At 38.5% G+C, this 14,086-nt stretch carries 11 protein-coding genes and 1 pseudogene; 4 read left to right on the top strand and 8 right to left on the bottom strand.

Annotated elements, in window-relative coordinates:
- Positions 1-249 precede the first annotated feature (249 nt).
- The 8 genes from QE450_RS20265 to dnaA all read right to left on the bottom strand — a co-directional run bounded on the left by QE450_RS20265 (position 250) and on the right by dnaA (position 10,915).
- On the bottom strand, positions 250-1,356 hold the full coding sequence (locus tag QE450_RS20265) for an HD-GYP domain-containing protein (RefSeq protein WP_307301697.1): 1,107 nt from the start codon (positions 1,354-1,356) through the stop codon (positions 250-252).
- Positions 1,357-1,607: 251 nt separating this feature from the next.
- A complete protein-coding gene (gene gyrA, locus QE450_RS20260) occupies positions 1,608-4,157 on the bottom strand; it encodes a DNA gyrase subunit A (RefSeq protein WP_307301695.1) in 2,550 nt (849 codons plus the stop codon).
- A 314-nt stretch (positions 4,158-4,471) separates the two neighbouring features.
- Positions 4,472-6,391, bottom strand: a complete 1,920-nt coding sequence (gene gyrB, locus QE450_RS20255) for a DNA topoisomerase (ATP-hydrolyzing) subunit B (protein ID WP_273614302.1) — start codon at positions 6,389-6,391, stop codon at positions 4,472-4,474.
- A 51-nt stretch (positions 6,392-6,442) separates the two neighbouring features.
- Complete coding sequence (gene remB, locus QE450_RS20250; RefSeq protein ID WP_069326373.1) at positions 6,443-6,694, bottom strand: extracellular matrix regulator RemB; 252 nt, start codon at positions 6,692-6,694, stop codon at positions 6,443-6,445.
- Positions 6,695-6,709: 15 nt separating this feature from the next.
- Positions 6,710-7,822 (bottom strand): DNA replication/repair protein RecF, encoded by a 1,113-nt coding sequence (gene recF, locus QE450_RS20245; protein WP_273614301.1) that lies wholly within the window; start codon positions 7,820-7,822, stop codon positions 6,710-6,712.
- A 17-nt stretch (positions 7,823-7,839) separates the two neighbouring features.
- Positions 7,840-8,058, bottom strand: coding sequence for a S4 domain-containing protein YaaA (yaaA, locus tag QE450_RS20240; RefSeq protein ID WP_204825738.1), 219 nt, complete (start codon positions 8,056-8,058; stop codon positions 7,840-7,842).
- 151 nt (positions 8,059-8,209) lie between these two features.
- Positions 8,210-9,352, bottom strand: coding sequence for a DNA polymerase III subunit beta (gene dnaN, locus QE450_RS20235; RefSeq protein WP_273614300.1), 1,143 nt, complete (start codon positions 9,350-9,352; stop codon positions 8,210-8,212).
- Positions 9,353-9,562: 210 nt separating this feature from the next.
- A complete protein-coding gene (gene dnaA, locus QE450_RS20230; protein WP_069326377.1) occupies positions 9,563-10,915 on the bottom strand; it encodes a chromosomal replication initiator protein DnaA in 1,353 nt (450 codons plus the stop codon).
- Between the two features lie 664 nt (positions 10,916-11,579).
- On the opposite strand from dnaA, the gene rpmH reads away from it, so the two are divergent.
- The 4 genes and pseudogenes from rpmH (at position 11,580) to jag (ending at position 13,980) form a co-directional block, all read left to right on the top strand.
- Positions 11,580-11,714: a 50S ribosomal protein L34 gene (gene rpmH, locus QE450_RS20225; RefSeq protein WP_069326378.1), complete on the top strand. Its 135-nt coding sequence runs from the start codon at positions 11,580-11,582 to the stop codon at positions 11,712-11,714.
- A 125-nt stretch (positions 11,715-11,839) separates the two neighbouring features.
- Entirely contained in the window at positions 11,840-12,190 is a 351-nt protein-coding gene (rnpA, locus tag QE450_RS20220) for a ribonuclease P protein component (RefSeq protein WP_069326379.1), read from the top strand.
- 76 nt (positions 12,191-12,266) lie between these two features.
- Positions 12,267-13,132, top strand: a pseudogene (locus tag QE450_RS20215) (YidC/Oxa1 family membrane protein insertase).
- A 113-nt stretch (positions 13,133-13,245) separates the two neighbouring features.
- Positions 13,246-13,980, top strand: a complete 735-nt coding sequence (jag, locus tag QE450_RS20210) for an RNA-binding cell elongation regulator Jag/EloR (RefSeq protein WP_273614299.1) — start codon at positions 13,246-13,248, stop codon at positions 13,978-13,980.
- Positions 13,981-14,086 lie beyond the last annotated feature (106 nt).

The raw sequence follows: 14,086 nt of genomic DNA, 5'->3' as shown, positions 1-14,086 counted from the left end.
CAACTTTTATAATATATCATGTATCATATTGTGTAGTCAACACTTTTTTTGAGAATTTAATAATATAATTTATAAGCTTGTATTTACTAGCTTTTGGCTTGTTATTTGATGATGTTTGTTATCTTCCTTGAAATAGATAAAGGGTAGTTCGTTTGCTTTCTGAATTACAGCAAATGAACTACCCTCTATTTTAATGTATCTTCTATTAATAAGATATCTTTTATCTATTGTATATAGTATAGATGTTCTTTAATTTTTTTGTAGTGTTTCTTTTCTTTTAATAATCTCCTGAATAAATAGCTGACGATGTTCTATTAAGTTGTAGATGTTACCATCTACAGAAACAAGGGGACGAGTAGGGTGTGAACGATCAGAGAAAATGATCTCTCCTATTAGACCGTTACTTAAGCGAACCATTGTGCCATTATGAAACTGGGTTACTTTGCTAATAAAGGTGGTTACGATTTTGGGATCTAATTTGCCAAATGCTTCAGCATCGATCTGTTCCAATACCAGATAGGGCGATTGTGCCTGACTGTACGTTTTGGAAAGAGTCATCGCATGAAATATATCGGCCACTCCGACAATTTTGGCATAGATATGAATCTGATCAGCCTGTAGACGAAGTGGATACCCTGATCCATCTACTTTCTCATGATGTTGTAGTGCTGCTAAACGTACCCCTTCACTAATGCCTTTAACATTTTTGAGGAGTTCGTAGCCGTACATCGTGTGTCTACGTATTTCTTCCACTTCTGATGATGTTAGTTTGGAAGGCTTTTGTAAAATATCCAAATCAATTTTGGCATTACCGATATCATGGAAAAGCCCTGCAAAAGCGACTTGCATTCCTTCATTAGCAGGAAGTCCTAACCATTTGGAAATTTTATAAGAAGTAAGACTGGTCAGCACTGCATTATGGTACCAGTAATCTTGCTTGTTCATACCTTTTGGATAAAATGTTAATACATTGTATTCTCTTGTATATTGTAATAGCTTTTCTAGCTGCCCGCGTAATTCTAAAACAGGGATTTCTGTTGCTGTCATATTCCGAAAAGCATTTTTAAGCAAAGTAATCATCTTTTCATAGTCTTTCTCAAACGATAACACTTTTTGTAATGCTTTGACTTTTGCTCCTATTTCATTGGTGGTATTGGATTCAGCAGGAGAAGCCTTCATTTCTTCTTTTGGTGTTTTACCATTATTAATTTCTTCTATTAAGAAAGCACGCAAAATTTCTATATCTTTGGGCATGACTGTTTTGCCTTTAGGAAAAAGCAAATTGCCTTGAGTTGTGAATACATCGTGTGTAATTCGTACGCCTGGTGTTACATCATCAATTAATATCGCTGGCATTGGATTAACCTCACTCTATTTAAGATACTAAAAACCTTTAGATCGCATTTTTCATTATTCGCTAGTTCTAAAAATTTATGTACAAAATAGGGACTAAAGACTTGATTACTTAGACTTATTATATGCGGTATTTGTCATTTCTTCAATCTAATTTAGTAAACTTCTTAACTATTTTTTAGTGGATAGATATAAAAAAAGAGAACTTTCTTTTTCAGAAAGTTCTCTTTTTATTTTGTCGTATTTAAAACAGATTATTCTGCTTCTTCTGTATCATCGATAGCGATTTCTTGCTCAGCGTCTGGTTGCAAAGTATCTTGCTCTTCTCTACTACCTATTGCATCTTCAGCAAATACTTCATCATCTGGTGACTCGTCTTCTTCGTTTTTGTCTGTACGGCAGATCGTAGCTACAGAATCTTCATCACGAATATGAATCAGTTTAACACCCTGTGTATTACGTCCCATCGTAGAGATTCCTTCAATATCCATTCGAATCAATGTTCCGCTTGTTGTGATAATCATTAGGTCTTCTTCGTCTTTAACCACTTTAAGACCTGCTAACTTACCATTTTTATCGGTTACATTCATCGTTTTGATTCCTTTACCACCGCGTGTCTGAATACGGTAGTCAGAACCTGGTGTACGTTTACCGTAACCTTTCGATGTAACGATCAATACTTTCTGATCATCATCAACGATATCCATACCAATGACAGCATCGCCTTCATCGAGGGTAATACCTTTTACACCTGTCGCACTACGTCCCATAGGGCGAACGTTGCCTTCAGAGAAGCGAATAGACATACCATAAGAAGTACCCATGATAATCTCTTGTTTGCCATCTGTTAATTTGACTTCAATCAGCTCATCATCTTCACGCATATTGATTGCGATCAAACCGCCTTTACGGATATTGGTGTAATCATCCAGACGTGTTTTTTTCACGACCCCTTGCTTGGTTGCAAAGAATAGATGTTGATCTCCTTCAAATTGTTCTACAGAAATGACTGCGTTAACCGATTCCCCTTGTTCAATCTGAATAAGGTTGATAACCGGTGTTCCACGCGCTGTACGTCCCAATTCAGGAATCTCATAGGCTTTGATGCGGTATACTTTACCTTTGTCTGTAAAGAATAACAGATGATTATGAGAGTTGGTTACAAATAGATGCTGCACAAAGTCAGTATCTTTCATATCCATCCCAATAACACCGCGTCCACCACGTTTTTGGCTACGGAACGTTGTAACTGGTGAGCGTTTGATATAACCGGTATGCGTTACTGTAACAATAACTTCTTCTTTCGGTATCAAATCTTCATCCAGAATACTTTCTTCGCCTACTGTGATTTCTGTACGGCGCTCATCACCAAAACGTTCTTTGATTTCATTAAGCTCTGTACTGATAATTTCAAGAACCAAATCTTCATTTGCCAAAATTTCGCGGTATTCAGCAATTTTGACTAACAATTCATTGTATTCGTTCTCGATTTTCTCACGTTCTAGTCCTGTTAAACGTTGTAGACGCATATCCATAATCGCTTGTGCTTGCTCTAGACTAAGAGAAAAACGCTCAATTAGACTTTCACGAGCAACATCGCTTGTATTGGAAGCACGAATCATACGGATAACTTCATCTAGATTATCTAAAGCTACACGCAAACCATCTAAAATATGAGCGCGTGCTTCTGCTTTTTTGAGATCATATTGTGTACGGCGACGAATAACTTCGATCTGATGTTGAATATAGTGATGTAGTACTTCACGTAAAGTTAGCAATTTAGGTTCATTGTTAACGATAGCTAGCATATTCACACCAAATGTAGATTGCATCGCTGTGTGTTTGTACAAGTTATTCAGTACTACGCTTGGATTCACATCACGACGTAGTTCAATAACGACACGCATACCGTTACGGTCAGATTCATCACGTAGATCGGTAATACCTTCGATTCTTTTCTCACGTACCAGTTCAGCAATTTTCTCTACTAAACGAGCTTTGTTGACCTGATAAGGTAATTCATTGACTACAATACGTGCTTTGTTGTTATTTTCCTCGATTGTTGCTTTGGCACGCATCGTTACCGATCCACGACCTGTTTGGTACGCTTGACGAATACCAGAGCGTCCTAAAATATAACCAGAGGTTGGGAAATCAGGCCCTTGAATATAATCCATCAGTTCCATAGAAGTAATCTCTGGATTCTGGATCATCGCTTGTACACCATCTATAACTTCGCCTAAATTATGCGGAGGAATATTGGTAGCCATACCTACAGCAATACCGGACACACCATTTACTAATAAGTTAGGATAGCGAGCTGGTAAAACGATAGGCTCTTTTTCTTCACCATCATAGTTAGGTGCAAAATCGATTGTTTCTTTGTTGATATCACGTAACATTTCCATAGCAATTTTAGACAAACGAGCTTCTGTATAACGCATAGCTGCTGCCATATCACCATCGATCGATCCAAAGTTACCATGACCATCCACTAACATATAACGCATAGAGAAATCTTGCGCCATCCGTACCATCGTTTCGTATACCGCAGAATCACCATGAGGGTGATACTTACCAATAACTTCACCAACGATTCTTGCTGATTTCTTATACGGTTTATCTGGAGCCATACCAAGCTCTGACATGGCAAATAATATACGCCGATGCACAGGTTTCAAACCGTCACGTACATCAGGCAAAGCCCGGCTTACAATGATGCTCATTGCATAATCCATAAAGGAGTCACGCATTTCTACACCAATGTCCCGATCTTTAATTTGCGAAATCTTTTCTTCCGCCATGTTAAGCTTAACCTCCCTTATTGCAGCCTTCGTTTTGCTTGCACAAATGCTTGCTTATACAATGTATAAAATAAGTTTCTTGTCGCCAGAATATGGTTAAAAGTTTCTACTCTGTACTGTGTTGTCCGCTCTAGCTATGCTTACGACTACATCACTTTATTATACCATTTTTATTGGATAATGTCCTGTATTTCATCATGATTTTCAAAGCTTTTGTAAATATAGTGACTACAAAAATAAAAGAGCATCTGTATATAACAAGATGCTCTTTATCTACTGCATATTTATATCTTTAAATCGATAAATAGTAAGGATTATACATCAAGGTTGGTTACGTATTTAGCGTGTTCTTGAATAAAGTCACGACGCGGTTCTACGTTATCACCCATCAATGTATCAAAAATAGTATCTGCTAAAATCGCATCAGGAATACTTACTTGTAACATGATACGACTTTCAGGGTCCATCGTTGTTTCCCAAAGTTGAGTTGCATTCATCTCACCCAAACCTTTGTAACGTTGAACATTGAATTTAGCATTTTCGCCAAAGCCAGCAATAATCGCATCGCGCTCTTTTTCAGAGTTAGCGTAGACTGCTGTTTTGTTGCGTTCTACTTTAAATAAAGGCGGTTGTGCGATATAAATAAAGCCTGCTTCCAGTAGTTGACGCATATAGCGGTAAAAGAAAGTCAGTAAGAGTGTACGAATATGAGCACCATCGACATCAGCATCAGTCATAATGATTACTTTGTGATAGCGTGCTTTGGAAAGATCAAATTCTTCACCGATACCTGTACCTAAAGCAGTAATGATTGCTCTAATCTCAGCATTACCTAGAATACGATCCAAACGTGCTTTTTCAACGTTTAGAATTTTACCACGTAAAGGCAAAATCGCTTGGAAGTGACGATCACGTCCTTGCTTCGCTGATCCACCAGCAGAGTCACCTTCGACAATATACAATTCGCTGATCGAAGCGTCTTTGGAAGAGCAATCTGCTAGTTTACCTGGCAATGCACTCACTTCTAGTACACTTTTACGGCGAGTTAACTCACGCGCTTTACGAGCAGCTTCACGTGCTCTAGACGCTTGTAAAGACTTCTCAAGTACACGACGAGCAACAGCAGGATTTTCGTTCATAAACTCTTGTAGCTTCTCTGAGAATAAAGATTCTACAATCCCACGAACTTCACTGTTTCCCAATTTTGTTTTGGTCTGTCCTTCAAATTGAGGTTCAGGAATTTTGACAGAAATGATCGCTGTTAATCCTTCACGAACATCTTCACCAGTTAGATTACCGTTGTTGTCTTTAAGCAATCCGTTACGACGAGCATAATCATTAATAATACGTGTTAGGGCACTTTTAAATCCAGATTCGTGTGTACCACCTTCGTGCGTATTAATGTTATTAGCAAAAGAATAAATATTCTCAGCGTAGCTCTCGTTATATTGCAAAGCCACTTCAACTTGAATCATGTCACGTGAACCTTCAACATAGATCGGTTGTTCATTCAGTACTTCACGATTTTTGTTCAAATACTGAACATATTCGATAATACCGCCTTCGTATTTAAAGGTGTTGGTTACACCTGTGCGTTCGTCTGTAATCGTCATTGCTATTCCTTTGTTCAGGAAAGCTAATTCACGAATTCTACCAAGCAATGTGTCGTAATCGAATATCGTTGTTTCTGTAAAGATTTCAGAGTCAGGCTTAAAGGTAACAGTTGTCCCTGTATCTTCATCTTCTCCCATTTGTCCGATCACTTTGATATCGTACTGAGGAGCTCCGCGCATATACTCTTGTTGATGAATTTGACCTTCCGTTTTGACAACGACTTTAACATGTTCAGATAGTGCGTTAACAACAGAGATACCTACACCATGCAGACCGCCTGATACTTTGTATCCTCCACCACCGAATTTACCACCGGCATGAAGAACAGTCATAACAACTTCTAGTGCAGAACGTTGCGTTTTGGCTTCAATCCCTACAGGAATCCCACGTCCATTATCGACAACAGTTACACTATTGTTCTCGTGAATAGTCACTTCAATGTGATCACAATGACCTGCAAGTGCTTCATCGATACTGTTATCTACGACTTCCCAAACCAAGTGATGAAGACCCTTAGAGCTTGTGGATCCAATGTACATACCCGGACGCTTGCGAACCGCTTCTAGTCCTTCAAGTACCTGTATCTGGCTCGCATCATAAGCCGGTTGATTCATAGACATGCGATTTTCACCTACTTCTATAATTTCAGGCAGCTATATCTACAACTGCGTTCATGCATTAACAAAAAAACTATTTGCTCGTTTTTTGAGCGTCGAGGAAGAAATAGGAGAGTAGTACACTTTGTTTTTCGTGACTACGATCGACTTGGGTTCTTCTTCACCAATCGATTCTACTTTTTTATTTTCAAGAGCATTATTTACAAATTGCTTAGAAATTTTGGAAGACTTTTCGATCGATATATCAAAAATCGCGACAAGCTCCGAGGAACGGATAATCTTCTCGCCGCCCAAGTGAATATACATAGTCTGTAGTCCTCCCTACTTCTCAACGTGTCCTTGATGGACATGGAAAATCTGAGCTTCTTTAAGACGCTCTGTATTTAAACTTTCGATTCCGGTTGCTGTAATAAATGTCTGTACTTTACCTTGAAAGGTTTCGATCAGTTGTGTCTGACGATAAGGATCCAGTTCAGATAAAACATCGTCTAGCAAAAGAATAGGGTATTCTCCAATTTCTTCACGTATCAATTCGATCTCTGCTAATTTCAATGACAGGGCGGTTGTACGCTGTTGTCCCTGAGAACCAAAAACAGCTGCTTCATTGCCATTGATATGAAAAGTTAGATCATCACGATGTGGACCTGCAAGTGTTGCTCCACGACGATATTCCTGTTCTTTCACTTGTGATAATTTTACCATAAATTGCTCAAATAAGACAGCTTCATCTTCCTCATCCGCAGTGCCAAACGAAGGGACATACGAAAGAATCAAATTCTCTTTGCCGCCAGTTATCCCCATGTGGATAGTTTCTGCCCAGCCTTGAAGCTTGTGGATAAACTGTTTTCGTTTTTTGATAATTTTGACGCCATGTTCGACTAACTGCTCATTCCAAATATCGAGCATTGTAGAATCTTTAGACCCTGCGCTCCATGCTTGTTTTAAATAATTGTTACGCTGGATTAAAATTTTCTGGTATTGCTGCAAATGGAAAAGATAGCTTGGTTGAACTTGACCAATCTCCATATCTAAAAAACGGCGACGTACTCCAGGAGATCCTTTAACAATTTCTAAATCTTCTGGTGCAAACATCACCGCATTGATCGTTCCTACAAATTCACTTAATTTGCGTTGTTCCAGACCGTTGATTTTAGCACGTTTGCCTTTGTTCGTAAAGTTTAACTCTAATTTGACTTTACCGTATTTTTTTTCAGCTTCACACGTAATTCGAGCTTGTTCGGCATGAAAAGCAATCAGTTCTTTATCTTTATTGGTTCGATGAGATTTGGAAAGTGCCAAAACGAAAAGAGCTTCGATCAAATTTGTTTTACCTTGAGCATTTTGCCCGATAAACAAATTGACAGCAGCGAAGGAATCCAGGTGGAGATGATCATAATTGCGATAGTTTTGCAGACTGACTTCGTTAATAAACATGGATGAGGTCCTCCAGATTATTGTTCACTTTGTACTTTGTATGAGCCCTCTCCCTGCACCTGGACTTCATCCCCAGGGTACAATTTGCGTCCGCGACGTTCTTCTAATTCTCCGTTTACCTGTACCATTTGTTCTTGCAAAAGAGCTTTGGCACTACCGCCTGTGGATATACAACCTGCTAATTTTAAAAATTGATCAAGCTTAATATATTCTGTGGATATTGTGATATGTTCCATGAGAAAAGTATCGTCCTTTCGTAGAGCAAAATAGGTGATGGATATGAATAGCCAGGTATTTATCAACGGTTCTCATGATTGGTAACAGATCAGGAACTTGTTGCAAAATACCTGGCTATTTTATTTAATCCTTTGGTTTGTGATGATTGGATTAGTTGGTTGTACGGTAAGGCAAAATGATATACAGACTGCGGCTATCATCTTGCGGTTTGATAATGATCGGGCTCATTACACCTGTAAATTGAATCGCTAATTGTTCACTTTCGATCACTTTTAGCACATCCAACATATATTTGGAGTTGAAAGAAATACGTAATGGTTCGCCTTCAAAACGAGCAACTTCAAGCTGTTCCGTTACTTTACCAAGCTCGGAAGAACTAGAGGAAATTTCAACAGCTCCATTGTCCAATGTTTGCATACGCACGATATTGGTTTTTTCTTCACGAGAAAGCAAATACGCACGATCGATTGAATCGGCTAATTTTTTGGTATCGATAACGATTTCTGTTTTGAAATTGGTCGGAATGATTTTGGATGTATCCGGATATGTTCCGTCCAGTATACGGGAATAGAAAAGCACACGATCAATTTTAAATAATACCTGATTATCCGCTACAACGATATCTAATAATGTGTTTTGGTCAGGAATAATTTTGCTTAATTCGTTTAACGTTTTACCAGCGATAACAACATTGCTAAAACGTACTCCTGTATCTTCGCTCATATGAACAGTACGACTTGCTAACCGATGGCGGTCTGTAGCAACGAATTTGAGTTCACTTTCGTTTAGATTCCAAAGTACCCCTGTCAAAATAGGCGTTGTTTCTTGTGTAGAAATAGAGAAAGCAGTCTGCTTAATCATATTTTTGAGCAGATCGCCTGGAATAGAGATTTGTTGATTTTCTTCGATGCTTGGAAGAACAGGGAATTCTTCTGGATCTAGTCCTACCAGCTGGATATCTGTAGCACCTGAACGAATAAACGTTTGAAAACCGTCACGAACTTCCATTTCGATTTCAGAAGAAGGAAGTTTTTTGATAATTTCTACGAAAAATTTAGCAGGTAAAACAACGCTGCCTGCACGATCAATTTGTACGATCGTTTTGTCATTGTCTTCAGCAGGAATAAAGGATTGGATCGAAATATCTGTATCACTTGCAGTTAACGTGACACCTGTATACGAAACATCAAATTTGATCCCTGTCAAAATAGGGATCGTTGTACGGCTCGAAATTGCTTTGGAAACATGTTGTATCGATTCATTCAAATAACTTTTGGAAATTTGGATCTTCATGGTTTCACTCCTAATCAGCAAGGTTCATCTTTATCACAAATGTTTGAAGTCATTTGATGAATTTCAGAACGTGTTTTTATTAAGAAGATATATATTAAATCTTTATAGTAATCGTAGTAGGGGCAGTGGATATGTGGATAACCCCTTCAAACCCACGTGTAAGTAAGCCTATCCACATGTGTATAGATTGTGTATAGGCTTGTGACTTATTCAGGATGGATTTTTAATCTTTTCCGTTAAGTTATTCACAACTTTGAACAACTCCTGATCAATCTTAAGCGTTCTTGAAATTTTCTCATGCGCATGGATTACGGTAGTATGATCTCGTCCCCCGAAAGCTTCCCCAATCTTAGGCAGAGAATAATCTGTTAATTCCCGTGATAAATACATCGCAATTTGGCGTGGATAAGCCACAGCTTTGGTTCTTTTACGGGCTTTAAAATCTTCCATTTTCAAATTATAAAATTCGCCAACTTTTTGTTGAATATCCTGAATTGTAATCATTCGTGGACGGCTGGACGGAATAATATCTTTGAGCGCTTCAGCAGCGAGATGAGAAGTTACATCTTGATTGGTTAGTGACGAATAAGCGACAACACGAATCAAAGCACCTTCTAGTTCGCGAATATTCGTATCAATCTGATTAGCAATATAGACCATCGCTTCATTCGGAATATCTAAATTCTCCGCTTTCGCTTTTTTCCGCAAAATAGCGATGCGTGTCTCTAGATCTGGAGGCTGAATATCAGTAATCAATCCCCATTCAAACCGTGAACGAAGTCTTTCTTCAAGTGTTGGAATTTCTTTTGGCGGTCGATCACTAGAAATAATGATCTGCTTACGTTCTTCATGCAGTGCATTAAACGTATGGAAAAATTCTTCTTGTGTCTGTTCTTTGCCCGCTAAAAATTGAATATCATCAATCAACAAAATATCAATATTGCGGTATTTGTTGCGGAAACTTTCCCCGCGGTTGTCACGAATAGCGTTAATAAATTCGTTTGTAAATTTCTCGGAAGAAATGTATACCACTTTGCTATTTGGATTATGTTCCAAAATATAATGTCCGATTGCGTGCATTAGATGAGTTTTGCCCAGTCCTACGCCGCCGTACAAAAATAATGGATTATATGCTTTGGCAGGTGCTTCGGCTACCGCTAATGAAGCAGCATGCGCAAAACGATTACCAGCACCAATTACAAATGTATCAAATGTATATTTGGTGTTTAGCATATTAGCAAGTGGTTCTTCTCGCATCGAAATAGCAGGTTGCGATTGAGTCTGTGCAGGTAAAAGCGATTCCTCAGGAAGTGCTTCTTCGATCACAAACTTCACATCTACTTGTCTTCCCAAAAATTCAAAAACGGTTGAACTTACCAATTTGGTATACCGGCTTTCAAGCCATTCTACAGCAAAAGTGGTTGGTGCTGAAATTACAATCGAGTTCTCAGTAAAAGTCAGCGCTTTGGTTGCTTTGAACCAGGTGTCAAAGCTAGGCTTACTCAGCTTTGTTTGAATAATGGATAATATTTGCTGCCATAATTCGGAAGTATGGCTGTCCACAGACTGTCACTCCTTTTAAACTTCCAATGTGTGGCTGAAGCCATGCGCGGATATCGGAAATATTGAAAATGATAATTATAATGAATGGCGTAGAATTATCCCCAGAATACCAGAAGGTGGATAAACTAAAAAAAGGATAAGAAGAAATTGTTCACAACTTTATCCACAGGCTGTTGATAATTTTTAGGTTAGAATAATCTATTCACAGTCAAAAACAATATAATAATACCAAAAAGAACCCTTTATTTCAACGAAAACCGATAATTTATCCACAAATTCAATCTGTTGTGTATAAAACTTATGCACACCACTAGATATTGTTTATAAATTGTTTGGAACAAACTTTTTGGTTGTGGAAAAATTTTTGAATTATACACAGGAAGATTTTTAGAAAGTGTATAACTGTGGAAAAAAGAGCAGGAAAAGAACCCTGTGGATAAACCGAAAAATGAGGAGTTTTTTAGCTTGAAAATAAGCATGGTGGATAAAGATAATTTGTGTGACGTATTCCCTCTTTCTACATATAAAGAAAATAGGGCAAATGTAATAAATGAAATTTCATTGACTTATATAGACATTTCGTGTTTAAATGTATAAGGGAATTTTTATGTGAATAGAACCAATTAAATATGGAATATAGATTTCCTGCAAGGAGGTGCACAATATGAGACCAACATTCAGACCTAACGTAAGAAAACGTAGTAAAGTACACGGATTCCGTAAAAGAATGAGTACTAAAAATGGCCGTAAAGTGCTGGCGGCTCGTCGCCTTAAAGGCAGAAAAGTCCTAAGCGCGTAAATTACTTTAAGACCACTGCGGTGGTCTTTTTTTCTTTACACTCAAAATAATGATAAAAAAGTTTTTCATTTACTATATATAAAAGAAGTCTACTATTCTTGTTTTGAAATTAAGGGGAAATTACGGTGCAAAAAAAACTGCGTTTACGGAACCGAGCAGATTTCAGCCGTGTATACCGTCATGGTCGTTCTTTTGCAAACCATCAATTTGTGGTGTATTGGTTTCATAAAAAAGATATTGAACAATTTCGGATGGGTGTGTCTGTCAGTAAAAAGGTAGGGAATGCAGTTGTCCGTAATCGGATGCGTCGTATGGTGAAAGAAATTGTGCGTCATCATGCTGCTGAGATTGTACCGCAGATCGATATGGTATTTATCGTACGCAAAGGTGCACTTTCTCTACAATATAAGGAGCTTGAAAAAAGTATCCTCCACGTCCTACGTAAATCTTCTTTAATTAAGCGTTCACAACGGTAGTGCTTTCAGTTTATTTGTGTTGCTAAATATGGTATGATTTGCAGGGAAATGGAATGGCTAAGAGAGGGGTTTTGAAGTGTCGTTATTGAAGATTCGCAGAGGAAGATGGATGCTCCTCATAGCTGCCGGATTGATGATGGCTATTTTAGCAGGTTGTACACCGACTAATATGGCAACGCATTCGACAGAGGATTTACAGAACGGAGGTTGGTGGCAACGTTACGTCGTGTACTGGTTTGCCTACGCTTTAGACACTTTCGCTGATTGGTTTGGCGGAGAATATGGTCTGGCGGTTTTGGTTCTGGTGCTTATCGTACGTACATTGATTTTGCCATTGACGTTAAAACAAGTCAAAAGTTCTAAAGCAATGCAAGCAATTCAACCGCAATTACAAAAATTGCGCGAAGAATACAAAGATGATCCACAAAGACAACAAGCTGAAACAATGAAGTTATTCCAGGAAAATCAGGTTAACCCGGCTGCCGGCTGTTTACCATTGATTATTCAGATGCCTGTTTTTATCGCTTTGTATAATGCGATTATCTACAACACAGGGCTTCGTGAGCATACGTTTTTATGGTTACAACTAGGTGAACCGGATAAATGGTTTATTTTTTGCCGGTTATCGCTGCAATCACCACATTCCTTCAAACTAAAATGATGATGAGTATGAACCCAGCACAAATGCAGGGTCCTATGAAAATTATGATGTATATGTATCCGATCATCATTTTCGTCATGTCTTATCAATTCCCATCAGCACTTCCGCTGTACTGGGTATACAGTAATATTTACACAATCGTACAGAACTATTTCTTGTATCGTAACAAAAATACAGTCGTTACTGATCTGGGTGCAGTTACAGATACAACAAGTGCTGCTCGCAAAATTGCTAACAACAAAGCTCGTAACAAGAAAAAATCGAAAAAGAAACGTCGTTAAGAAATTCTATTGGAGCGCTGTTCCCCGGGGCAGCGTTCTAACTATAGATGTAACGTATTATCGATCTATCGTTTTTACATTCTGAGCACCACAAGGGAGGGCCCAATTTCGAAATGACCACAGTCATTACGTCTGGAAAAACCATTGATGATGCTATAGCAGAAGGGCTTACCCGTCTAAGTGCGAGTAAGGAACAAGTGCAAGTGCAAATATTGCAACAGCCGTCAAAAGGATTCCTGGGTCTATTTGGAGCGAAACCTGCCAAAGTAGAATTGACACTGTTGTCATCTAAGCCGACTGTGCAGATTCCTTCCAGCCCTGCTGTCCCTGTCTCCCTGGAAGATCGTTCTACTGCATCTCCATCAATTACAGAGATAGCAGACAAGGAAGGCAGTGCATCTACTCATTCTCATGATGAAGCCATACAATTTGTCAAAGAAGTCGGTCAAAGTATAGGTCTTGAATTAGAAGTTGATATTAAGCGCAATCGTGATGGATATACGATGAATATCTCGGGTAATGATCTGGGGCTACTGATAGGTCGCCGCGGTCAAACGTTAGATGCTCTTCAATATCTAGTAAATATTGTAGCCAATCGTTATTCAGACAAATATGTACGCATTTTGTTAGATGCTGAAAATTTCCGCGAACGTCGCCGGAAAACATTAGAAGATTTAGCAGATCGTTTGGCAGGTAGAGTAATTCGTAGTGGAAAAGAAGTGGTACTGGAACCTATGTCTTCGCAGGAACGTAAAGTGATTCATGCCAAACTTCAAAACCATGCTCGTGTGAAAACGATCAGTAAAGGCGAAGAACCTAATCGCCGTGTAGTGATTACACTTCGATAATGAGTAAACGTCATGCAATGATTTTTTGCCTTTCGGGCAGAAGATCATTGCTTTTTATTTAGTTAGGAAGATATTGATTTTAATTTTGGAGAAAGAAAGGTGAATC

This window comes from Paenibacillus sp. SORGH_AS_0306, from assembly GCF_030819345.1.
Taxonomy (GTDB): Bacteria; Bacillota; Bacilli; order Paenibacillales; family Paenibacillaceae; genus Saccharibacillus; species Saccharibacillus kyungheensis.
Note: the sequence above shows the minus strand (reverse complement) of the source record. Positions and strands in the feature narration are given on the sequence as shown.

Excerpts from the sequence above, each read along its gene's own strand:
- QE450_RS20265 (WP_307301697.1), bottom strand. The coding sequence starts at position 1,356 with ATGCCAGCGATATTAATTGATGATGTAACACCAGGCGTACGAATTACA.
- gyrA (WP_307301695.1), bottom strand. The coding sequence starts at position 4,157 with ATGGCGGAAGAAAAGATTTCGCAAATTAAAGATCGGGACATTGGTGTA.
- gyrB (WP_273614302.1), bottom strand. The coding sequence starts at position 6,391 with ATGTCTATGAATCAACCGGCTTATGATGCGAGCCAGATACAGGTACTT.
- remB (WP_069326373.1), bottom strand. The coding sequence starts at position 6,694 with ATGTATATTCACTTGGGCGGCGAGAAGATTATCCGTTCCTCGGAGCTT.
- recF (WP_273614301.1), bottom strand. The coding sequence starts at position 7,822 with ATGTTTATTAACGAAGTCAGTCTGCAAAACTATCGCAATTATGATCAT.
- yaaA (WP_204825738.1), bottom strand. The coding sequence starts at position 8,058 with ATGGAACATATCACAATATCCACAGAATATATTAAGCTTGATCAATTT.
- dnaN (WP_273614300.1), bottom strand. The coding sequence starts at position 9,352 with ATGAAGATCCAAATTTCCAAAAGTTATTTGAATGAATCGATACAACAT.
- rpmH (WP_069326378.1), top strand. The coding sequence starts at position 11,580 with ATGAGACCAACATTCAGACCTAACGTAAGAAAACGTAGTAAAGTACAC.
- jag (WP_273614299.1), top strand. The coding sequence starts at position 13,246 with ATGACCACAGTCATTACGTCTGGAAAAACCATTGATGATGCTATAGCA.